This is a genomic window from uncultured Ruminococcus sp., from assembly GCF_946415235.1.
GTDB lineage: Bacteria > Bacillota > Clostridia > Oscillospirales > Ruminococcaceae > Ruminococcus.
Map to the genome: position 1 here is coordinate 39,924 of NZ_CAMKRR010000010.1, position 23,667 is coordinate 63,590.

General features: G+C 42.6%; 19 protein-coding genes. 6 read left to right on the forward strand and 13 right to left on the reverse strand.

Features of this window, described 5'->3' with window-relative positions; all coding sequences use genetic code 11:
* From Q0R37_RS04250 to Q0R37_RS04265, 4 genes are all read left to right on the forward strand, one after another.
* A complete protein-coding gene (locus Q0R37_RS04250; protein WP_294751705.1) occupies positions 1 to 351 on the forward strand; it encodes an arsenate reductase family protein in 351 nt (116 codons plus the stop codon).
* Positions 352 to 493: 142 nt separating this feature from the next.
* The gene (locus Q0R37_RS04255) at positions 494 to 2,473 is read left to right on the forward strand and encodes a toprim domain-containing protein (RefSeq protein WP_294751708.1); all 1,980 of its coding nucleotides are present in this window, start codon (positions 494 to 496) and stop codon (positions 2,471 to 2,473) included.
* Between the two features lie 12 nt (positions 2,474 to 2,485).
* Positions 2,486 to 2,710, forward strand: a complete 225-nt coding sequence (locus Q0R37_RS04260) for a hypothetical protein (protein ID WP_294751711.1) — start codon at positions 2,486 to 2,488, stop codon at positions 2,708 to 2,710.
* Positions 2,711 to 4,951, forward strand: a complete 2,241-nt coding sequence (locus Q0R37_RS04265) for a DNA topoisomerase (ATP-hydrolyzing) subunit A (protein WP_294751714.1) — start codon at positions 2,711 to 2,713, stop codon at positions 4,949 to 4,951.
* 38 nt (positions 4,952 to 4,989) lie between these two features.
* Here Q0R37_RS04265 and Q0R37_RS04270 read toward each other — a convergent pair whose 3' ends face one another.
* The 13 genes from Q0R37_RS04270 to Q0R37_RS04330 form a co-directional block, all read right to left on the reverse strand.
* Positions 4,990 to 5,943, reverse strand: coding sequence for an aldolase catalytic domain-containing protein (locus tag Q0R37_RS04270; protein WP_366517395.1), 954 nt, complete (start codon positions 5,941 to 5,943; stop codon positions 4,990 to 4,992).
* A gap of 216 nt (positions 5,944 to 6,159) precedes the next feature.
* On the reverse strand, positions 6,160 to 6,828 hold the full coding sequence (locus Q0R37_RS04275) for a lactate utilization protein (protein WP_294751719.1): 669 nt from the start codon (positions 6,826 to 6,828) through the stop codon (positions 6,160 to 6,162).
* Between the two features lie 62 nt (positions 6,829 to 6,890).
* A complete protein-coding gene (raiA, locus tag Q0R37_RS04280; RefSeq protein ID WP_294751721.1) occupies positions 6,891 to 7,418 on the reverse strand; it encodes a ribosome-associated translation inhibitor RaiA in 528 nt (175 codons plus the stop codon).
* A 145-nt stretch (positions 7,419 to 7,563) separates the two neighbouring features.
* Positions 7,564 to 8,925: a penicillin-binding transpeptidase domain-containing protein gene (locus Q0R37_RS04285; protein WP_294751724.1), complete on the reverse strand. Its 1,362-nt coding sequence runs from the start codon at positions 8,923 to 8,925 to the stop codon at positions 7,564 to 7,566.
* Positions 8,922 to 10,217, reverse strand: a complete 1,296-nt coding sequence (locus tag Q0R37_RS04290) for an FtsW/RodA/SpoVE family cell cycle protein (RefSeq protein ID WP_294751727.1) — start codon at positions 10,215 to 10,217, stop codon at positions 8,922 to 8,924. Before Q0R37_RS04290 ends, Q0R37_RS04285 begins: the two co-directional genes overlap by 4 nt.
* The gene (locus Q0R37_RS04295; RefSeq protein WP_294751729.1) at positions 10,207 to 10,626 is read right to left on the reverse strand and encodes an FHA domain-containing protein; all 420 of its coding nucleotides are present in this window, start codon (positions 10,624 to 10,626) and stop codon (positions 10,207 to 10,209) included. Before Q0R37_RS04295 ends, Q0R37_RS04290 begins: the two co-directional genes overlap by 11 nt.
* A 72-nt stretch (positions 10,627 to 10,698) precedes the next feature.
* Positions 10,699 to 12,606 carry an ATP-dependent zinc metalloprotease FtsH gene (gene ftsH, locus Q0R37_RS04300; protein WP_294751732.1) on the reverse strand — a complete coding sequence of 636 codons (1,908 nt, stop codon included), beginning with the start codon at positions 12,604 to 12,606 and terminating at the stop codon, positions 10,699 to 10,701.
* A gap of 17 nt (positions 12,607 to 12,623) precedes the next feature.
* The gene (gene tilS / locus Q0R37_RS04305; RefSeq protein WP_294751735.1) at positions 12,624 to 13,898 is read right to left on the reverse strand and encodes a tRNA lysidine(34) synthetase TilS; all 1,275 of its coding nucleotides are present in this window, start codon (positions 13,896 to 13,898) and stop codon (positions 12,624 to 12,626) included.
* A 62-nt stretch (positions 13,899 to 13,960) separates the two neighbouring features.
* Complete coding sequence (dnaB, locus tag Q0R37_RS04310) at positions 13,961 to 15,316, reverse strand: replicative DNA helicase (protein ID WP_294751738.1); 1,356 nt, start codon at positions 15,314 to 15,316, stop codon at positions 13,961 to 13,963.
* A gap of 12 nt (positions 15,317 to 15,328) precedes the next feature.
* On the reverse strand, positions 15,329 to 15,775 hold the full coding sequence (rplI, locus tag Q0R37_RS04315; protein WP_294751741.1) for a 50S ribosomal protein L9: 447 nt from the start codon (positions 15,773 to 15,775) through the stop codon (positions 15,329 to 15,331).
* 18 nt (positions 15,776 to 15,793) lie between these two features.
* Positions 15,794 to 17,767: a DHH family phosphoesterase gene (locus Q0R37_RS04320; protein WP_294751744.1), complete on the reverse strand. Its 1,974-nt coding sequence runs from the start codon at positions 17,765 to 17,767 to the stop codon at positions 15,794 to 15,796.
* Positions 17,768 to 17,789: 22 nt separating this feature from the next.
* Positions 17,790 to 19,454 carry a ribonuclease J gene (locus tag Q0R37_RS04325; protein WP_294751756.1) on the reverse strand — a complete coding sequence of 555 codons (1,665 nt, stop codon included), beginning with the start codon at positions 19,452 to 19,454 and terminating at the stop codon, positions 17,790 to 17,792.
* Between the two features lie 819 nt (positions 19,455 to 20,273).
* On the reverse strand, positions 20,274 to 21,509 hold the full coding sequence (locus Q0R37_RS04330; RefSeq protein WP_294751747.1) for an amino acid carrier protein: 1,236 nt from the start codon (positions 21,507 to 21,509) through the stop codon (positions 20,274 to 20,276).
* 114 nt (positions 21,510 to 21,623) lie between these two features.
* Between Q0R37_RS04330 and Q0R37_RS04335 the strand changes: the two genes are divergently transcribed.
* On the forward strand, positions 21,624 to 22,076 hold the full coding sequence (locus Q0R37_RS04335; RefSeq protein WP_294751750.1) for a PH domain-containing protein: 453 nt from the start codon (positions 21,624 to 21,626) through the stop codon (positions 22,074 to 22,076).
* Entirely contained in the window at positions 22,066 to 23,529 is a 1,464-nt protein-coding gene (locus Q0R37_RS04340) for a PH domain-containing protein (RefSeq protein WP_294751753.1), read from the forward strand. Before Q0R37_RS04335 ends, Q0R37_RS04340 begins: the two co-directional genes overlap by 11 nt.
* Positions 23,530 to 23,667: the final 138 nt, after the last annotated feature.

The window sequence follows — 23,667 nt, forward strand, 5'->3', positions numbered from 1 at the left end:
ATGGATTTTATATGTTATCCGAAATGTACCACCTGTCAGAAGGCTAAGAAATGGCTTGATGATAACGGCATCGCATACGACCTGAGAGACATAAAGGAAAGCAATCCGACACTTGCAGAACTTAAAAAATGGCATAAAAAGAGCGGACTTCCTCTGAAAAAGTTCTTTAATACCAGCGGACTTCTTTACAAATCCATGCAGCTTAAAGACAAGCTTGCAGATATGTCCGAGGAAGAGCAGTACAAGCTGCTTGCTTCCGATGGAATGCTTGTCAAGAGACCTATTATAGTTAAGAACGATACAGTTATCGTGGGTTTTAAGGAAAAAGAGTACGAGGAAGCTTTAAAATGATACTTTCAAGGGCAGTCAGATAGGCTGCCTTTTCCTTTTTTAAAGGAAATTACGGAAATATCTGCCGCTGACTTGCAAAAAAAATATATATGTGATATAATATTTAAGTATGCATAAAAACGTGACCGAAAGGCAGAGGATTATGGCTAAGAAACAAGATTACGGCAATGACAGTATATCAATGCTCAAGGGCGCGGACAGAGTTCGTAAGCGTCCTGCGGTTATATTCGGCTCAGACGGCCTTGACGGCTGTGAGCATTCGATCTTTGAGGTTATCTCCAATTCCATTGACGAAGCCCGTGAAGGATACGGCAATAAAATAATAATCACTCATTACAGAAATAATGATATAGAGGTCGAGGACTTCGGAAGAGGCTGCCCTGTTGACTATAATAACAACGAAAAGCGCTATAACTGGGAGCTTGTTTACTGTGAGCTTTATGCAGGCGGTAAATATGACGCGGCTGACGATTCCTATGAGTACTCACTCGGACTCAACGGTCTCGGTCTTTGTTCTACTCAGTATTCATCTGAATTCATGGATGTTGAAGTGATCCGTGACGGTTTCAAGTATGATCTTCATTTTGAAAAGGGAAATAATATAGGCGGCTTAAAGAAAGAGCCCTGTAAAAAGAAGCAGACAGGGACAAAGACACGCTGGCGTCCTGATCTTGAGGTATTTACGGATATAAACGTTTCCGACGATTTTTTCTGTGATATATTAAAAAGACAGGCTATCGTAAACCCGAATATTCTTTTTGTCTTCCGTTCCGAAAATGAAGCAGGCGGCTTCAGTGAGCAGGAATTCTTCTATGAATCGGGTATTACGGAGTATGTTCAGGAGATAGCAGGGGAGGGAGCTCTGACCTCTGTTCAGCACTGGACTTCCGAGAAAAAGGGCCGTGACCGTGACGATAAGCCCGAATATAAGGTAAAGCTCGATGTTGCACTTACATTTTCAAATAAAGCTAAGCTCACGGAGTACTATCACAACTCCAGCTTCCTTGAGCACGGCGGTTCTCCTGCCGAAGCAGTAAAAAGAGCTTTTCAGGCTCAGATAGACAGTTATATAAAGTCTATAAACGGCTATCAGAAGAATGAGAGCAAGATAACCTATGCCGATGTCGAGGAATGTCTTATACTTGTATCATCTTCGTTTTCAACTCAGACATCCTACGCCAATCAGACTAAAAAGGCAATTACAAATAAATTCATACGCGAGGCAATGACCGAATTCCTGCGTCATCAGTTAGAGGTATACTTCATTGAAAATCCCGATGAAGCTCAGAAAATAGCGGAACAGATACTTATTAACAAGAGAAGCCGTGAAAACGCAGAAAAAGTACGTCTCAACGTAAAGAAAAAGCTCACAGGAACTATAGATCTTTCAAATATGGTGGAAAAGTTCGTTGACTGCCGTACAAAGGACGTTTCAAGACGCGAGATCTATATTGTGGAGGGTGATTCGGCTCTCGGTTCCGTAAAACTGGCAAGAAATGCAGAATTTCAGGCTATAATCCCTGTCCGCGGAAAGATACTCAACTGTCTTAAGGCTGAGTATTCAAAGATATTCAAGAGTGAGATCATCACTGACCTTATAAAAGTCCTCGGCTGCGGAGTTGAGGTCACAACCAAAGCAAACAAAGAGCTTTCAAACTTTGATATAAACAACTTCCGCTGGAGCAAGATCGTTATCTGTACCGATGCCGATGTTGACGGCTTCCAGATAAGAACGCTCATACTTACAATGCTTTACAGGCTTACGCCTACTCTTATCGAACAGGGATACGTTTATATCGCTGAGTCTCCTCTTTTTGAGATCAATACAAAGGAAAAGACATATTTTGCCTATACCGAACAGGAAAAACAGCGTATACTCGACATGATAGGCGAAAAGAAATACACTATACAGCGCTCAAAAGGTCTCGGCGAAAACGAACCCGACATGATGAGCCTCACTACAATGAATCCCGATACAAGGCGTCTTATCAAGGTTACAGCTGAGGATATAAGTGAATCCGCAGAAATATTCGAGATGCTCCTTGGAGACGACCTTCAGGGACGCAAGGACTATATCTCGGAATACGGCGCAGATTATCTTGAACTTGCGGACATAAGCTAAGGGAGTGACAATATGAAAAAGGTCAGAATGACTAAATGCCGTTTTTGCGGCGGAACTGAATTCATAACAGGATATCAGAACTTTTACGGAGCGGTTTACAGTGCTGACAGTCTTCTGCATTCCGCATCGCTTTATCACACTATATGCCGTGACTGCGGAAGCATTGTGAGATCCTTTGTAAAAGATCCCGAAAAGCTTCTTAAAAAGAGCGACAGACGTTCAGAAGGAGAAAAATAAATGCCAAGGAAAAAAAGTACTCCCTCAAAGCAGCCTGTATTCAAGCATGAAGCATATATCGAGGGTTCAGGCAGTGTTGTTGACGAAAAAATTGCGGATACGCTGAAAAAGAACTATATGCCCTATGCCATGAGCGTTATCATATCAAGAGCTCTTCCTGAAATTGACGGCTTCAAGCCTTCTCACCGAAAGCTGCTTTATATGATGTACAAAAGGGGACTGCTCAGTCCCGACAAGGAACGCTCCAAGTCCGCAAACGTTGTCGGCGAGACCATGAAGCTCAACCCTCACGGAGATCAGGCTATTTATGAGACTCTTGTACGTATGACAAGAGGAAATGAGGCTCTTCTGCATCCTTATATCGACAGCAAGGGCAACTTCGGCAAGCAGTATTCAAGCAAGATGCATTTTGCCGCTCCGCGATATACTGAGGTAAAGCTTGAAAAGATATGCAATGAGCTCTTCCGTGATATTGATAAGGAAACTATAGATTTCGTACCGAATTACGATAATACTATGCAGGAGCCTACGCTTCTTCCCGCAACCTTCCCTACGGTCCTTGTAAATTCAAATACGGGTATTGCTGTTTCAATGGCAAGCAATGTCTGCCCCTTCAACCTCGAAGAGGTCTGCGAGACTACCATTGCTCTTATGAAAAATCCGGAGCACGATATACTCAGTACACTTAAAGGTCCTGATTTCCCGGGCGGAGGACTTATGCTCTATGACGAAGCCGAGCTCGGAAAGGTCTATGAGACAGGCAGAGGAAGCATAAAAGTACGTGCAAAGTACAGCTATGACAAGTCTGCAAACTGTATCGAGGTAACAGAGATACCATATACCACCACTATCGAGGCTATAATCGAGAAAATAATCGATCTTGTAAAGCAGGGCAAGATAAGAGAAATTTCATATATACGTGACGAGACCGATATCGACGGTCTTAAGATTGCGATAGACCTGAAGCGTGGAACAGATCCTGACAAGCTAATGCAAAAGCTGTTCAGGCTCACTCCCTTGCAGGACAGCTATCCCTGCAACTTTAATATCCTTATCGCGGGTACTCCAAAGGTCATGGGAGTTCGTGAGATACTGACAGAGTGGACTGCCTTCCGTGAGGAATGTATACAGCGCAGGACATATCATGATCTGCAAAAGAAAAAAGAGAAGCTCCATTTGCTGGAGGCTCTCTCAAAGATACTTCTTGACATCGACAAGGCTATTAAGATAATCCGCGAGACCGAAAACGAGGCTGACGTTGTTCCAAACCTCATGATAGGCTTCGGTATCGATGAGATACAGGCTGAATATGTAGCTGAAATAAAGCTCCGCAATATCAATAAGCAGTATATTCTCCGTCGAATTGAAGAAGTTGACCAGCTCAAAAAGGATATTGCGGAAATGGAGGAGATACTCCGTGACAAGAAAAAGATACGCAAGATCATCATTGACGAACTGAAAGATGTTGTAAAGAATTACTCTCAGCCGAGAAAAACAATGTTCTATTATCAGGCTGATGTCGAAGAAGCTGACGATATTGATGATACACCTGATTATCCTGTCAATATCTTTGTTTCTGACAGCGGATACTTCAAGAAGATAACTCCGCAGTCACTGCGTATGAGCAGTGAGCAGAAGCTTAAGGAAGGCGACTTTATAAGTCAGAGCTTTGAAGCGACAAACAAGACAGATCTTGTATTCTTCTCCGATAAGGCTCTGGCATATAAGTCAAAGGCAAGTGCGTTTGATGACACAAAGGCAAGTGTAATGGGAGACTATATCCCCGCAAAGCTCGGCTTTGATGAGGGCGAGAACCTGAAAACACTTGTACCGACTTCTGATTACAGCGGTTATATCGTATTTTTCTTTGAGAACGGCAAAGCGGCTAAAGTACCGCTGAAGTCCTATGAGACAAAGACGAACCGAAAGAAGCTTGCCAATGCTTATTCGTCCAAATCTCCGCTTATTGCAGCTCTGTATATCGCCGAAGAGTCTGATATTCTTCTCAGGACCACGAGCGGTCATGCACTTGTATTCAATACGGGTATGATACTTCCAAAGACTACAAGAGACTCTCAGGGCGTACAGGTAATTACGCTTCGCAGAAAAGCATCGCTTGCTTCTGCCGAGATCGTTGCCCCCGAGACACTGCCTGAGCTTGAAAAATACCGTTCAAAGAGTGTTCCAGCCGCCGGAAAGGCTGCAAAGGAGCTCGGCGACAGCAATCAGCTTACATTCTGATAATGAAAAATCCGCATTGAAAAATGCGGATTTTACTTTTATTCCTGTGAAATTATCTCTTTATAGAATTCAGAGATATCTTTTCTTTTCTCTTTTGTGTACTGGATAGCTGTTCTGGGGTGCTGATTGAAAAGACCTGTTAGGAGATACTGGAGATCATATCCCCAGACTACGCCCTCTTCACGGAGCTTATTGATATGCTTTTCGATAAACTGGAATACAGGGTATACATTGTATCTGGGATTTTTTAGAAAACCGAGAAGAAGCTCCATTGCACAGTTTCCTGCGCCTCTTCCCATAGCACCGTATGTAGCATCGAGCCAGTCAACTCCGTCTCCTACAGCTTCGATCGTATTCGCAAAAGCCAGCTGCTGATTGTTATGAGCGTGTATACCAACCTTTTTACCGTATTTTTCAGCTATTTCAACGTACAATTCAGCGATCCGTGCCATTTGCTCGGGATAAATCGAGCCGAAGCTGTCAACTATATAGAAAACATCAACAGGGGACTGACCAAGGAGGTCGAGAGCGACCTTGATATCAGATTCCTGTGCGTTAGAGATAGCCATAATATTGCAGCTTACCTCATAGCCCTTCTTCTTTGCGTCCTCAATCATGTCAATAGCTGTTGGTATCTGATGTATGTAGGCTGCGACACGAATAAGGTCAACAGGGCTGTTTTCACGTTCAACGATGTCCTGCTTGTAGTTGCATCTTCCCACGTCAGCCATAATTGCGACTTTGAGATCGGTATGATTATCACCTACGATAGAACGAAGGTAATCATCATCGCAGAACTTACAGGGACCGAATTTATTTACATCAAACATCTCTTTATCAGCTCTGTAGCCGAATTCCATGTAATCTACGCCTGCTTTTATGTTTGAAAGATAAAGATCTCTGACAAACTCGTCGCTGAATCTGAAATCATTAACAAGGCCTCCGTCACGAAGCGTTGCGTCTACTACCTTAACATCAGATCTGTAATTCATAAGTTTTGAAATTTCCTTCATACTTCTCACTCTCTCTTTTTGACTATATCACTTTACACTGTAATACTTTAAAGCGATATCCTTTAAATATAGTATAGCACAGTATTCTTCGTTTGTCAAACGTTTTCTGAGATTTTCCCTATTGCATCAAAATAAAAAAATAAAATGAGAATTTATATATAAAATTCCCATTTGTTCAATATATATTATTTTGGCTTAATATCCGAGCTCTTCATCTACGATGATAACTTTTATCCTGCCCTTGTGACGCTGATGAGCGGAAATGAGATAATTGCAGCATATCCTTCCATCACCCGAGCAGCCATCGTATATCTGCCTGTCTGCATTATTAAGTGACACACATTCACCTTTTTCCTTGCAGTATGTAGCACAGTCAAGGCGAACACAGTTGGGCGGAGCAGCCTCACGTTTAACTCTGATCTCAGCCTCATTCAGATCCTTTACGATCTTATTATATCCTGCAATGATAATGACTGACTTTGGACCGAAGGCTATAGCAGCAATTCTGTTGCTGTTTCCGTCAACATTGTAAAGAACTCCGTCCTCGGTTATTGCGTTGGAGCTTGATATATATACATCTGCTGAAAAAGCTTTTATATACAGCTCGGCAACTTCCTCAGGAGTCATTTTTGAGCGGTCAAGGTACTTGTATTTGGTAGAATTCAGCAGCTCTGACAATCCGCACTCTTTCATTGTAACAGTACCGCCGTTGGTTATAACGTCTCCTTCCTTGATAAGTGATTCAACAATAGGACAGACATCGTCCTTAGTTTTCGCATAGTAGAACTCCATATTGTTTTTGCGAAGATTTTCACCTGTCTTATTTATCCTTTTTTCGATTATGGTCTTTTTGTTTTCGTCCATTTTACATACTCCATTCATAAAATCAATATGCGGGACATAAGCCCCGCATATATTAATTGCAATTAATCGTTGTCAGGTTCAAGAACCGCATAGTTACCGTCGTCACGCTTATAAACAACATTTATAAGACCTGATTCGGCATTTGTGAACATAAAGAACTCGTGATCGAGAAGATTCATCTGAAGAATAGCTTCATCAATATCCATGGGCCTCATCTTGAACTTCTTGTGCTTGATGACCTCATAATCAACGGTATCGGGAACAGGATAAGCGAAGGCTTCCTTGAAGGCAGCGTCCTTAAGCTTTTTCTCAACCTTAGTCTTATTCTTTCTTATCTGCCTGATTATCTTGTCGATTGCGTCGTCAAGAGCAACATATTTGTCCTCGGCAGAACGCTCTGCGCGGAATATTATACTATTATATTTAACAGTAAGCTCAAGAATTATCTGTGTCTTTATCTCTGAAATTACAATCTTAGCATCAGCTTCCTCTCCAAAAAATTTTCCGAGACGTGAATCGATCCTCTTCGCTGCGTACTCAGTAAAGTTAGTAGGTATCTGCATTTTCTTAGCTGTGATAGTTGTTTTCATATTGGTCCTCCTTTTATAGCTTTGCGAGATGCAAAACTGTTCTTTATGGTTATATTATACCATAAAGGAAGCTGAATTACAAGGGAATTTTGTTAATTTCGTTTGAAATGCACAAAGTAAATGGTATAATTTGTTTAATCTGACATCAGAAATCGTTTTTTAAATTATCAAGAAGCACCTGTGCTATCTGCTCTGTTGTGAGGTAGCCGCTGTCTTTATTCTCGATAAGGATCGCGAAAGCGACAGGGAAAGACGGATCATCCACAAAGCCTACAAGCAGTGAATTTTCCTTCATGCCCTCATCTACCTGGGCCGTTCCGCTCTTTACTCCGACTTTATAGCCGCTGATAAGGTAGGTATACCTGTCTGCACCGTTTGTGAGCATTATCTGCTTTACCGCCTCGGCAGTATTCTCCGAGAAAAGCCTGTCGCTGAATGATGCGGAAGCCTTTTCCTTGATTTTTCCGTTGGTATCGGTAATATGATCTATAAGGTAAGGCATTGTCATTTTGCCTGTACCGTTAGCTATCGCACTCTGCCACATCATGAGCTGTATCGGGCTTACAAGGGTATCTCCCTGACCTATACAGCCCCATTGTGTTCTGAATTCATAAGGATCATTAAGGGTAGTCGATGCGGTTTCACATTGTATGCCGTTTATATCGATATACGACATTTCTTCACCGTTTAATGCGTATCCGAGCTTTGAGTACTGCTTTTTCACCTTTTCAAGCGGCATATCCGCATCTTCAACAAGCTGTGCAAAGAAGGGATTACAGCTGTTCTCAAAGGCTTCCTGTATATTCTGAGCACCGTGGCCGTATGGATTATGACAGTCAATGAATGCGCCTGACCTGTTCTGATATTTTCCCGAACAGCTGTAGTTTTTTGAGTAAAGCTGATCTGTCCCCATTATTTCAAGTGCAGAAATAACAGTTGAGACCTTTTGCGTTGAGCCGGGGACAGTTCCAAACATATTTTTTGACAAGAGCGTTCCTGATTTAAATAAGCCAACATCATCATACCCCTTTGTAACGTCAAGAGAAGGAAGACTCACACATACGAGCAGTTCGCCAGTTTTATAGTTGTATGCCGAAACGCAGCCTTCCATATAGCCATATGCATTATATACAGCTCTGTTTGCATTATGGTCGAGCGTGGTATATATTGCTGCCTTTCCACCGCTGGGAACAAGACCGTCGCTGAAGCTGTAATTGTTTATTTTCTCAAGATTTCGCGCAACAAGAGTATTGACCATCTGTCCCTTGTCGTCGCCGATAAGGTTGCCTACATCCAGAAAATGGTTGTCGGGGTATGAACCTGTACCTGTTCCGTCGAAGAGCACATCTCCCGAACGGTCATAAACATATCCAAGCTGATGCACGTCTGAATTCAACATGTAAAAAGAAGATTCATGCACGAGTTTAACGACAAGGAGAGCCATGCCTATAATAAAAAGAAGGATTACAGCACTTATTATACGCTGTGTTCGTTTTATACTTTTCATTCCTGCCACCTCCATGCGGGTACTGATGGCTCCTGTTTCTTATGTTTAGGCTCAATAAATGAGGGAGACTGCGTTGCCATCAGCATACCGACCATAAATCCGCTTACCATAAGGGAGCTTCCTCCCGATGAAAGGAAGGGGATAGTTACGCCCGTAAAAGGTATAAGATTGCATGAACCGAAAATATTAAGAGCCATTTGAATGATAAAAGCCGCACATATGCAGGCAGATATCGTACCGTGGTAATATGACCTTGCAGGATTGATAAGAGGTATTGCGGTAATGATTATAATTGCAAGAACAGCCATAAGTGCGAAAAGAAGTCCCCATTCTTCGCTGATAGTTGCAAAAACTATATCATTGTCATAAGCAAAAATGTTTGAAAGGAAGCCCTTTCCGGGACCAAGTCCGAGCCAGCCGCCGTTTGCAATGGCAATAAGTGCCTTTGACTGCTGATAGCCGTCGCCTGTTTTGTCGCTCCAGATATCAACGTGAAGTCTGTGCTGTACATAATCGGGAGCATACTTGAGTCCGATGAGAACAAACACGATTATTATACCGATAACCGCAAGAAGCTTCTTTTTCGAGAATTTAGCCTTAGGGTAACATATCCTAAGAAGAAAACCTACAGAGAAAATACCGAGAAAAGTAGGTAAGCTTCCGTAATCGTGGGATTTTACCTGTACAAGGCATATTGCCGCAGTAAGTACAAGAAGAGTGATGTTCTCATATACCACGTTCATAAAGAGTATCTTATGCTTTTTCTGCTGATCCTCAATTGAGGTTGCACAGGCAAGCACAAACAGGGGCTTTATGAATTCTGATGGCTGTATGGTGAACTTTCCGATATATATCCACATATCCTTTTTGATCAGCGTTACCATGAGCGTAATCAGAAGAATGACAGCAGTCAGTCCGTAAATAAGCTTTTTCCTGCTGTGAAGCAGTTTATGGTTCCTGCATATTACAAATCCTGCCTTGCAGGAAACTATACAGGCTATACAGGTTATCAGATGCTTTGCGTTGAAACCGACTTCTCCGAAGCAGGATTGGAATATAAAGCTAATATTAAGTATAAGTATAAGCAGGAAATCAAGAGCATATGTAGTCTGCTTAAAGAAAAGAATAACAGCAAAGTATGCGATATCAATTATGATTACAGCAGCCCCAAGGACAACAACGTCGCGGGCATCCTTGTAATTGCCATTTATATAAACATTGAAAAGCATTGCAATGTGCGCTATCAGAACAAAGAAACTCGAAAAACCAAATGCAATGGGATTAGCGTACACGTTCATGCCCCCTTTTTCTGAAAATTAGTCGTCGGTTTCCGAGAGTTATAACGTCGTTTTCGTTAAGAACAGCCTCTTTTACCATGCTTCCATTGATAAACAGACCTGATTTTGAACCCATATCCTTTATGGTCCATTTCCCTTCGGAAACAGTGAGGATAGCATGATATCTTGAAACCGAAAGATCGGGCAGGCGTATATCCGCAGATGCATGACGTCCAATAAGGACTTCATCGCAGCCGAGCTGATATGTCATGCCTTGCTCGGCAAGCTCCATATCCATTGATATCTCTGACCATTTTTTGCCTGCTGATTTTTTCTCACGATAGGCTGTTATGAGTACAACAAGAACACACAGATCAAGAGCTGCGGCAGCAATAATACATAAAACAATATTGACTGAATCCATAAAGCACCTTCTTTTGTTGAAAGTAATTTTTTTCAATAAAAATCCCGAAGAAGAGCTCTTCGGGACATTATATTATTCTTCTGTAGGTTCTTCCGCAGGAGCTTCCGCTGTTTTTTCATCCTCAAAAGGATCGGTGAGAAGAATATCCTCTGACATTTCTCCGCTCATAAGCTTTTCAAAGTCATCTCCGTCGATCTTTTCAAATTTAAGGAGATACTTTGCAAGGAAATGCATCTTATCTTCGTTAGCTTTGAGAAGTATTGTACAGTCGTTATAAGCCTTTTCGATGATAGCTCTTACCTCTTCATCTATCTGAGCGGCAACAGCCTCACTGTAATTTCTTGTATGCCCGTAATCCTTGCCAAGGAACACCTCATCGCTCTCAGAGCCGTATACAACAGTACCTATCTTCTTTGAGAAGCCGTACTTTGTGACCATATTCCTTGCAGTTGAAGTTGCACGTTCTATATCATTTGAAGCGCCTGTGCAGATGTCGTCAATAAAGAGCTCTTCAGCGACACGTCCGCCCAGAAGCATTATGATGCTCTCACGCATCTGATTGCGTGAAACGTGCCTGTCATCGTTATCGGGTCTTGTAACGGTAAGTCCCGCAGCCATACCACGCTGAATGATAGTGACCTGATGTACCTTATCCTGAGTTTTGAGGTTATATGCCGCAACAGCATGACCTGCCTCATGATAAGCTGTTACGAGCTTATCATGTTCGGTAACAATACGTGACTTCTTTTCAGGACCTGCAATGACCTTCATTGTAGCTTCTTCGATATCTGCCTCGGTAACTGCAAGACGATTGTTTCTTGCAGCAAGGAGAGCAGCTTCGTTCAGTACATTTTCAAGATCCGCACCTGTAAAGCCCTGAGTTGTCTTAGCTATGACCTTAAGGTCTACATCGGGTCCGAGAGATTTATTCTTTGCATGAACGCGAAGTATCTCCTCACGTCCCTTTACATCAGGATATCCGACAACGATCTGACGGTCGAAACGGCCCGGTCTGAGAAGCGCGGGATCAAGGATATCACGTCTGTTGGTAGCAGCAATGACTATTACGCTGTCATTGCCCGTAAAACCGTCCATTTCAACAAGCAGCTGGTTGAGGGTCTGTTCACGTTCATCGTGTCCGCCGCCGAGACCTGCACCTCTGTGACGTCCCACTGCGTCTATCTCATCAATGAAGATTATTGCGGGAGCGTGTTTCTTGGCCTGTTCAAAAAGGTCTCTTACACGTGAAGCTCCGACACCGACGAACATTTCAACGAAATCCGAACCCGAGATAGGGAAGAAAGGACATCCTGCCTCACCTGCAACTGCACGTGCGAGAAGAGTTTTACCTGTACCGGGAGGTCCGAGAAGAAGAACGCCCTTGGGGACTTTAGCACCGAGCTCTGTATACTTTCTCGGATTTTTGAGGTAATCAACAATCTCGATAAGCTCCTGTTTCTCTTCATCAGCTCCGGCAACGTCTTTAAATGTTGCCTTACGGGCACTTGCACCGTTTTTAAGGTTGGCTTTTCCGAATGTAGCGTACTTACTGCCGCCGCCGTTCTGCTTCATGATGAAGTAGAGTATGGAAATCCCGAGAAGAACGGTCAGTATAACAGGAATAAGCGAATAAATCCATGTCCTGTCGGTGATCTTGATATAATCCTGTTCAAGGGGCTTGTCGTGTCTTTCATTATATTCCTTGCGGTAATTTTCCGTATCACTAAGGAATATATTGACATTCGGAACATTGTAGTGCTTTTCTTCCTCACTGTCTTCAAGTCTGTAAGTAAGCTCACCTGTGCCGAGATCAAGCTCGTAATATGCAACCTTATAGTCGTCAAACAGACTGATTATTTCGGTATATTCAGTCCTTTCAGCGTTCTGATTAAGCTTTGAGCTGATAAAGACCAGCATAAATACAGCAATTCCAACGATAAGCAGGTAGGTAAGAACTCCTTTACTCTTTTTTGGTGTCAAATTATCCTCTCCATTCTTTATATTCGATTTACAGAAATTTTTAGTAAACGGGCTGTATCCTTATCAGGGGCAACTCTGTCGGCTATACCGATACCTTCAGCGAATATCGTCCCTTCTTCGTCCTCTATAAAATGCAGAGTACTTCTTTTATCAGCCGCTATCATTTCGTTTATCAATTTTTTAACAGAAGAAGTGAAGCTTCTTCCGCAGAGCTTTATTTTGTCACCGTATACTCGGCTTCTGACAATTGCTCTTCCTCTTATTTTATCATAATCAAGAAGAAAAAATGTGGATATTTTGTTAACACTTTCATTTTTCTTCAAATTATCACATTCAACAAGTTCGCAAAAAAGGGTACATTCCTCGAAAATTTGATTAATCCCCATTTGCAGAGGAACAGAAACAATTTCTGTCGAAACAGGCATGATCTTTTTTAATTCAAGTGTATTATTTGCTCCGATAAGATAAAAATTGTCGGAAATATTGATCTTTCCTCCGTTTATAAGGATATTGTCGGTCTCATCGAGCCTGTTATGCGAATAGGGGAGCTTGTTATCCGAAAGAAGTCTTGAAATAGCTCTTTTCCGAATAACAGGGTCATATTTGTCAAGTCCCGTAAATTTTGTACCGTTAAGGCATTTCATGACAGCTTCATCGACCATTTTTTCGATCAGGCTGTTTTCATCGCGTACAACATCTAATGACCTGACGGATGAGTCAATGACCGAAGAATTGATCTCCTGCAAAAGAGGGATGATCTTATGCCTTATTTTATTCCTTGTATAATCGTCGGACAGATTGGTGCTGTCAGTTACATAAGCCTGTCCTTTGCTTTCAAGATAAGCTTCGATCTCAGTGCGTGTCACGGCAAGCAGTGGACGAATGATATTTCCTCTCACAGGCGGAACACCTGCAAGTCCCTTTATGCCTGTTCCGCGGGCAAGATTGAGTACAGCAGTCTCAAGAGCGTCATTGGCATTATGAGCAGTCGCCATTTTTTTTTCAGCTGTTTTTTCTTTAAAGATCAAGTAACGAAGCTCTCTTGCGGCTTCCTCTACGGAAAGACATTTTGACCGAGAATAACTCATAACATCACAGGAAGCAGCTGTAAAGGGGATATGGTTTTCGGAACAGAGGGCTTTGCAGAAAAGTTCGTCTCTGTCGCTTTCTTTGCCTCTGAGACAATGATTTACATGAAGAGCTTCAACAGTGATATTCAGTCTTTCACTGAGTTCCTTCATTATGAGCAGCAAAGCAACGCTGTCAGCGCCGCCTGAAAGGCCGCATACCACCGTATCGCCGCCGCAAATCATATTATATTTGTTAATGAAATTTAGAACTTTATTTAACATTATCATACATTTTCAGGCGGAGCATTATAGTCGGGATTTGAGAAGCGTGTGAACTGTCCGTCCCATATAAGCTCGACCGTACCTGTTTCACCGTGTCTGTTTTTGGCGACTATACACTCAGAAATGTTCTGGCGCTGGCTTTCTTTGTTGTAGTAAGCGTCTCTGTAAAGGAAAAGAACGATATCGGCGTCCTGCTCGATAGAACCCGATTCACGAAGATCGGAGAGCATAGGGCGCTTATCGGTCCTGCTTTCAACAGCACGTGAAAGCTGGGAAAGAAGGATAACGGGAACATTAAGCTCCTTTGCCATGACCTTTAACTGACGCGTGATCTCGCTGATTACAGTTACACGGTTATCGGAACGTGAAGTTGATTCCATGAGCTGTAAATAGTCTATGATAACAAGCCCGAGATTTTTGGTCCTGCGAAGCTTGGCTTTCATCTGCTGAACCGTCATGCTTGCTGTATCATCAATATAAAGCGGCAGAGTACTGAGGTAACCTGCGCTCGTGGCAAGCTTTACCCAGTCATCACCGTTTATCCTGCCGTTTCTGAGGGTGTTTGACTCAACGAGAGCTTCTGTGGAAAGTATACGTGTCGCAATCTGCTCTTTGGACATTTCGAGATTGAAGGTGACAACTTCCTTTTCAGCTCTTCTGGCAACATTTGTAGCTATATTCATAGCAAAGGAGGTCTTTCCCATACCTGGGCGCGCAGCTATGATAATAAGATCTGACTTGTTAAGACCTGATGTGATACTGTCAAGAAGTGTAAATCCTGTTCGTGCACCAACATATTTTTCCTTGTCGGGACCTGATATTTTACCGAGCCTGTCATATGCCTCCGCAATAGCTTCCGAAAGCGGAACAAGTCCTCTTACGTCCTTGCCCTGCCTTATATCATATATTTTCTGCTCGGCAGAGTCGAGCAAAAGCTGTGCGTCCTGTTCTCCAGACTGTACCTCGTCAAGTATAGTTTTTGCAACATAACTGAGGCTTCTGAGAAAATACTTGTCTGCGACTATCTTGCAATAGCTCTGTATATTCGCAGTTGAGGGGAGCATATTACCGATCTCTGCAAGATAACGGCGTCCTTCGGCAGGACTTTCAAATATATGCTGCTTTTCAGCTTCATTAAGGACCGTTACTATATCAACAGGCAGACTCATCGAGTTCATCTGCAGCATTATGGAATACAAAGCCTTATGCTGTTCATTGTAGAAATACTCGGGCTTTATAAGCTCTATAACATCTGGAAGAACTGAGGGCTGAGATATAATAGCTCCGAGGACAGACTGTTCTGCTTCTATGCTGTGAGGGAGCTCACGGGCAGAGAGCAAGAGTTCATGTTCATCCATAATGTTCACCGATCAGCCTTCAACAACTTCAACGTCAATAGTTTCGGATACACCGTTATAAAACTTTACAGTAGCCGTATATGATCCGAAATTCTTGATATCTGTACTGAGGACGATTTTCTTTTTATCGACCTTGACTCCGAACTGCTCTGCAAGAGAATCCGCAACATTGCCTGCTGTTACAGAGCCGAAAAGCTTTCCGTTTGAACCTGCTTTTGCAGAAATATTGACTTTTTTGCCCTTTATCTTTGCCGCTGCATCCTTTGCCGCCTGAATATCAACGTCTATCTTGTGCTGTGCGGAAGCCTGAGCTCCTTCGAGCTTGTTCATGTTTGCCGCAGTTGCTTCGACCGCAAGTCCCTTAGGGAGCAGCATATTACGCGCATAACCATCGGCAACATTCTTTATTTCGCCTTTTTTTCCGGAACCTTTAACATCCTGTAAGAAAATTACTTTCATATTCATCAACCTTTCATTTCAGAGATCGGTACTGCTGTTTTTGCAGTCGTCTATTGCTGTTATCAAAGCCTTTGCGGCTTCTTCTATTGTAATGTTTTCAAGCTGTGTTGCAGCCATTGTCTGATGTCCGCCGCCGCCGAGCTGTTCCATAATGACCTGTACATTAAGTCCGCCCAGTGATCTTGCGGAGATATTAACTGTGCTGTTGGTCCTGTATATAACAAACGAAGCATCAACATCGGTGATACCGAGAAGTTCATCGGCAGCCTGAGGTGCGACTATCCTTATATCATCCGATTTGAAATCGGCAGAAGCGATAGCACAGTTGTTATGTAGCTTGGCAGAAGCGACTATCTGAGTTTTTCTTCTGTAAGAATCTATTGAATTTGAGAAAAGATGCTTAACGGCAATAGTATCGGCTCCGAGCTTTTTAAGAAAAGCTGCAGCCTCAAATGTCCTTACGCCTGTACGCATGACAAAATTCTTGGTATCAAGCATTATTCCCGACAGGAGAGCGTCGGCAAAGCAGCTTGCGATCTTTTCGTCATTGGGGTAATTGAAGTACTGAATCATCTCCGTGACCATTTCAGAAGCCGATGAGGCATAAGGTTCATGGTGGAAGATCACAGCGTTGTCAATAAAGTTCACAGTTTTTCTGTGATGGTCTATTACGACCACAGCTCTTGCTCTTTCATAAAGGGTACGGCTTTCGATATAGTCTTTATTATGGGTATCAACTATAACAAGAAGATCATTTGGACCGATCATGCTTTCAGCATCGGACGGCGTAACAAAAAGAGCACCTTCTGTTTCCGTATCGATCTTGTCAATTAAATTAACAGCAAGATTTTTTGAGCGATCAACAGCTATATACGCTTCTTTTTCAAGGTTTATGACCGCTCCTGCGATGCCGCAGGCAGCTCCGACAGAATCGAGATCACCGAAGCGATGTCCCATAATGAATACTCTTTCGCAGTTTGAAATAAGATCCTGCATGGCGTTGGCGATTATCCTTGTCTTGGAACGCGATCGTTTTTCTACGCCGTTGGAAACGCCGCCGAAGAACCTATAACCGTTGTCTGTCTTTACGACGGCCTGATCTCCGCCGCGTCCGAGTGCCATATCAAGGCATTGCCTTGCAATTTTCTCACTTTCCGCAAGTGAATGGGCTCCCTGACCTACTCCTATAGAGAATGTAAGAGGGAATTTGCCTGATATCTTGATATTACGGGCGGAATCGAGGATCTTGAATTTTTCTTCGATTATCTCGTTGAGATGCTTGTTTTCAATGATCGCAAAGAAAGTATTTGAAGATGTCTTCTTGATAAAGCCGTTGGTCTTGCTCATAAAATTCTCGATAAGCTTTTCGGTTTCAACGGAAGTCTGTGCTTTTTCGCTCTCCTTTGCATTCTGCATGATCTCATCATAGTTGTCTATGGTAATAATGACAACATTCGGGTGGGATTCGGTCATATCTCTTTTAATGGTGTAATAGTTCGTATCATCATGAAAATACAAAACGAGGAACGACATATCATTTTTCTCGAATTTTTCAGACGTTACGTTATATATACAGCCGTTAATGGGACAGATACCGTATCCGTTTCCCGAGATAATATCTATATCCATTTTTACAAAGCTTTCAAAATCCAGTCCGTAAACATCCTGTCCGAGACCTATTTTTTCGGAGAAGACCTGATTATACCAGACAAACTGTCTGTTATCGTCGATCACCGCAACAGGTGCAGGCAGAGAATTCATGAATTCGGCAGCCGAGCTTTCAAGGTGCTGATTCATCTTCGAGATACGCCGCATGGAATTTCTGGAATAGATTATTGTATAGACAATACAGCTGAATATAAGGGCAATAGCAGCGGCAAAAAGAATGTTGATGATCGTACTGTTATTGTTGCTGAGCAGAAATGCAGGTATCAATACCCCCAGCGCAAGCAGATGAAGTATCAACATAACTGCGGGGAATTTCTTTTTCACCTTAATGCTCCTTTCGGATAGATCATGTTTCCATGATAATAGGTAATATCATAGGACTGCGCTTTGTTTTCTGGTAAATATAATCTGACAGAGCATCACGAAGCTTTCCCTTGAGTGAATTCCACTCACGGAGCTCGCTTGCCGAGCAGTTTGCAAGGGTGTCTGTAAGAAGTCCCTTTGCTTCAACCATAAGCTCTTCTGATTCACGTACATAAACAAATCCTCTTGAAATGATGTCGGGACCTGCAACGATCTCATTCGAACTCCTCTCGATGCCAATTACTATTATGATAAGTCCATCCTGAGCAAGATGCTTTCGGTCTCTCAGAACGATAGAACCGACATCACCAACGCCGAGACCGTCAACAAGAACTCTGCCCGCGGGCACCTGTGAAACCACCTTCATGGTGTTTCCGTCTGTCTCGATAACATTTCCTATTTCGGCTATGATAACATTTTCCTTCGGCATACCGAGCTGAAGTGCGAGGTCTGCGTGTTTCTTAAGGTGCTTGTACTCACCGTGCACAGGAATAAAGAACTTCGGTTTTGTAAGGGACTGCATGAGCTTCAGTTCTTCCTGACATGCGTGACCCGATACATGGACCTCGTACATAGCCTCATAAACGACCTCAGCACCTGATTTCATGAGCTCATTTACCACTCGGGTAACGAATTTCTCGTTGCCGGGGATAGGAGTTGCCGATATAATGATGAAATCCATAGGTGTAATGTTTACTTTTTTATGGTCATTCATAGCCATACGTGTCAGTGCAGACATAGGCTCGCCCTGACTTCCCGTAGTGATAAGAACTATACGCTCGCTTTCGTAGCGGTTCATCATTTCGATATCTATGAATATGCCCTCAGGAGCTTCAAGATAGCCAAGCTCGATGGCAGTATTTATTACATTCACCATGCTTCTGCCGAAAACCGCTACTTTACGGTCGTATCTAACCGCACAGTTTACGATCTGCTGAACACGGTGGATATTCGATGAGAAAGTAGCTATGATGATTCGCTTGCCTTCGCCTTTCTGGAAGAGCTTGTCGAACGAATCGCCTACAGTACGCTCGGAATGGGTATAACCGGGACGCTCGGCATTGGTAGAATCAGCCATGAGGGCAAGGACTCCGCGGCTTCCGAGCTCTCCGAACCTTGCAAGATCAATTATCTTTCCGTCGATAGGGGAGTAATCCACCTTGAAATCGCCTGTGTGAACGATAACGCCCGCAGGTGTGTGGATAGCCATGCCCACAGAATCGGGGATAGAATGGTTCACCTTGATGAACTCAACAGCCATACAGCCCATTTTTACGGTCTTTTTGGGCTCTACAATGTTAAGATTGACCTTTCCGAAGATCCCCTGTTCCTTGAGTTTGCCCTCGATAAGTCCGATAGTAAGCCTTGTAGCGTATACAGGTACGTTGATCTTTTTCAGAAGATAAGCAAGTCCGCCGATATGATCCTCATGTCCGTGAGTGATAACGATACCTCTTATTTTTTCCTGATTACGCTCTACATAGGTAAAATCGGGGATAACGATATCGACACCGGGCATATCCGCATCAGGGAATGCAAGACCGCAGTCAAGAATGAACATATCGTTCGAGCACTCGAAAACAGTCATATTCTTTCCAATCTCGTTAAGTCCGCCCAAGGGTATGATCTTAACAGGTGTCTTTTTGATCTCTTTTGGCTGTCTTGCACGGCTTTTTGTCTTTGAAGCAGACTGTGCTTCCGCTTTTAAGTTGGTTTTATTCTCTTTGTTTTCCTTATCCTTGGTTACAGCTCTTTTTCTGTAAGTCCTTTTGGGGGCAGCAGATGCCCCCTGCTTTGACCTGCTGTTTTTTTCTTTTTCGTTCACTATATGACCTCACTTTCAATAATAGGGAAGACCTCCGCGTGAACGCCGCAGAAGCCTAAAGGTATATTAAGTAAAGCTGCGGAACAGTATCAATACATGAAAACTCTGCATTGATACAATAAAATAGCGATAAAAAGACTGATCACATACAAAACAGGGAACCGTACAAGCTCATTCCGAGCTGAACCTGCAAAAAAATACGTGACCTGAAAAATATTGTAATTCCGAAGCAATAATGACTGCTATCGCCGGGCAGCCTATATCTTAATGACGTTTTTTCGTCATAAAAGCCTAAAAACATTGTCAGCGCTGTTACCGGTTCGCACCGTAAGCGCAAGTATTCAACTATAATTATACAAAAATTAAATATGGATGTCAATAGAAAATCGGAATGATTTTAACATTAGGCAATATAAATAGTTTTTGCTCACAGGTTCAAATCATTTGTAGACGGCTTTATATCAGGTGATTTTGTCGGTATATCGCAGATAATAATTAAAAATACTAATGTATCTTCCCAAAAACTGCTGCTTTGAATTGGCTGACCAATTTATGCAGTTATAAAGCTGGTCACTCGTACTTAAATACTGATTTTTGAGCTATAAGCTGCTTTTACAGTATACTTGACCGATAAAGTCAGGTTTATTCCTTTTTTACATCCCTGACAAGGCAAAGGAGTGCAAAAATATTCGCAAAAGCCATCAGACCGTTAAAAATATCCGATAAAGTCCATAATTCATCACTTTTGAACACAGTTCCCGAAGCTGCGGCTGCTGAAAAGACAGCACAGAAGATAATTGATCTTTCACCGAAAATATATCTGAAAGCCGTTTTTCCGCAGTATGACCAGCCTATAACGGTGCAGAAGGCAAATACCGACATTATAAAAGCAAGGACCCAGTCGGTCATTCCGCCGATATACGGCTCAAAAGCGTGATATATAGTATCTTTGCCCGTACACAGAACAGTAACAGCCGTCAGTGTACAGCATAAAAAAGTATCGGTAAATACTTCAAGCATACTACACATTCCCTGCACCTGTGCCGATCTGAAGTTTTCGGCGGAGCTATGCAGGATAGGGGAGCTTCCGAGTCCCGCCTCGTTAGAAAAAACACCTCTTCTGATGCCGATAGATACAGCTTTGGATATACTGTATCCCGAAACTCCGCCGATCATTTGCTTAACGCCAAAAGCTTCCGAAAAGATATCACATATAACTTCCGTGATACTGCGTTCTGATCTAATGATCGCATAAATACACATAAATGAATATGTAACGGCAGCTAAAGGAAGGAGTAGCTGAGAAGCTGCACTTATTCTTCGGGCGTCACCGCTGACAGTAAAGAAAATTAAGATAAAAAGAGCGATAAACAGGATACAAAACGGGATATCCGCACATCTTGCGATATTGTCTGACATTTCGCTTATCTGTACCATTCCGCCCATACCAAATGATGCAAGCATACAGCATACTGCAAAAAATATCGCCAGCCTTTGGCTCCCGACTCCGTAGCGTATATATGCCATGGGACCGCATATACTCTTACTGCTATATTTTGCGGATAAGCTGTTTTCGGCGTATACGACGGCCATTCCCGTAAAAGCGGATACCCACATCCAGAATACTGCTCCCGCGCCGCCTATCCTTACAGCTGATGCCGCCCCCGTAATATTACCTGTGCCCATGGCTGTCCCGAGAGACATACAGAATGTGCCGAACTGTGACCGTTTATTCTTTGAGCGCCTGAAATTACCGAACAAATAAGGAAACATCCTTAACTGAACAAATCCTGTTTTTATTGTATATACAGCTCCTGTAAGAAGAAGCAGAGCGATAAGCCCTTTTCCCCATATATATGAATTGATCCTGTCGAGCATTATACACCGCATTTCTGCCTTTTTATTGCTAAAGTTTACAATTTGTCTTTATTTTGGGTTTTACATCAGTAAAAAAATATGTTATAATATATTATATTTTGAGGGGGGCGTTAAATGAAGCAATATGAACCTGACAGACATTGTCTGACAACTATGAGATTACTCATAACAGCTGCTGTCATTATCATTATTTCAGCTGTAAGATATTTTGTTCCCATTGACAAAATCGTTTTTTTCTCTGAAATTATTGTCATTTTTATAGCTTTGCTTGAGATGTTCGTACATCTTCCGCTTTTCTTTTCATCAATAAAATACACTGCTACTGATACAGAAATAACAAAAAGCAGCGGTGTTTTCATAAAGGTCCATCAATCCGTGAGATATTCCTCGATACAGTACACAACTATCATAAGCAGTCCCTTTTCACATTATACGGGATTTAATTTTATAATATTCTTTGTATATGGCGGTCAGCTGAGACTCCTGTTCCTGAAGCAGTCCGACGCAAAGGAAATTATTGCTGTGTCAGGAAGCGTGAGCGGAAAGGCAGGTAAAAATGTACCATGAACATCCATTGAAGATACTCAGATATTCCGCCAAAAATATCTGGCTTCTTGTCTTTCCGCTGATTCGCGGAGTTTACACATATCATTTTGACAAGAACTGGCTGTACAGCTGGATAAAAGGCGCGTGGTTCGACATTGCGGTACTTGGAGCTATCATTCTCTTCGGTTTTATAAGATGGTATTTTTCGCGTATAGACTTCACGTCTGAGGAACTCGTTCATCGTGACGGAGTATTTGTAAGAGTAAATACCTATATACCGTTCAAGAATATCAGCTCCGCAACAATAGAGTGCCCTCTGTTCATGGTGCCTTTTAATGCAGTGCGCTTCCGATGCGATACACGTGCGGGTATTTTCAAGACTGTCGATCTAAAGCTTCTTGTGGGCAAAAAGGCTCGTGAGGCTATAATGCAGTATATGCCCGATATTGACGAGAAAAACAAGATCAAAGACATTCCTCAGCCGAATTCTCTATCCGTTCTTTTGTTTTCGGTCTTTTTTTCAAGCGGTTTTTCGGGAACGATCTATCTTGCCACCTTCTTTTTCAAGGGAGGAGACATTGCATACGATATTATCATGCGCTCTCTGAACCTTATCACCGAGGAAACGGAAAAAATAACGGAGAAATTCCTTTTAAAGATACCTACAGCAGCAATTTTTATCGGCGTTTTCTTTGTGGGATCATGGCTTTTGTCCTTTATCGTCAACCTTTTCAGGTACGGAAACTTTTCCATAGACTGCGATAAAAACTGTATGAAAATAGCCTACGGGATCATAGAGCGAAAGGAATACAGGATCAAGAACTCCCATATCAATTATACCGACCTCAGACAAAATCTTATCATGAAGGTAATGGGGGCAGTTGCGGTAAATATCAGCTGCGCCGGATACGGAGCTTTAAAAAACAGGCTTCCTGTACTTCTTCCCGTAAAAACCGAGAAAAGTCTCGGAAAGAACCTGCAGGTGATAGGCATATACAGCGGTGTGAAAAACGATTACAGTGCTCAGCCCGCAGGCATAGGTTCTTATCTTCTGCTCCCCCTTCTTTTTGCGTCACTTATCATACCCTCACATGACTGGGCAGCAAGACTGTTCCCGCGCTTTGCCGAGCTTTCGCTCTTTGTAGCGGTCATGCTGGAGATCCCTGCCGTATGGTTCGTTATCGTAAAGCTGGTGGCATTAATGACAAGCGGAGTTGCCATTTACGATGATAAAATCATGGTAAGATGCTCAAAATGGACAAAGTTCCATACTGTTGTGTCTTCACGCGATAAAATCGTAAAGCTTGAGCTTGAACAAAATCTGCTTCAGGCTCTCAGCGGCAGATGTGCCCTAAGCATTTGGTTTGAGGGAGAAGAGCATAAAAGATTCAAGATAAAAGCGATGAAGGTAAAAGACGTCCGAAAAATAGCGGATATACTGGGTTATAATACGGGAGATAAAGTTAAAGCTTGACAATTTGAAGCAAAAATGATATTATTATCAGGTGAGCAGACTATGCGGTAGCGGAAACGATTAAGTTTACGAGGAAAGTCCGTGCATCACAGAGCAGGGTAGCTGCTAACGGCAGCCGAGGGCGACCTTAGGGCAAGT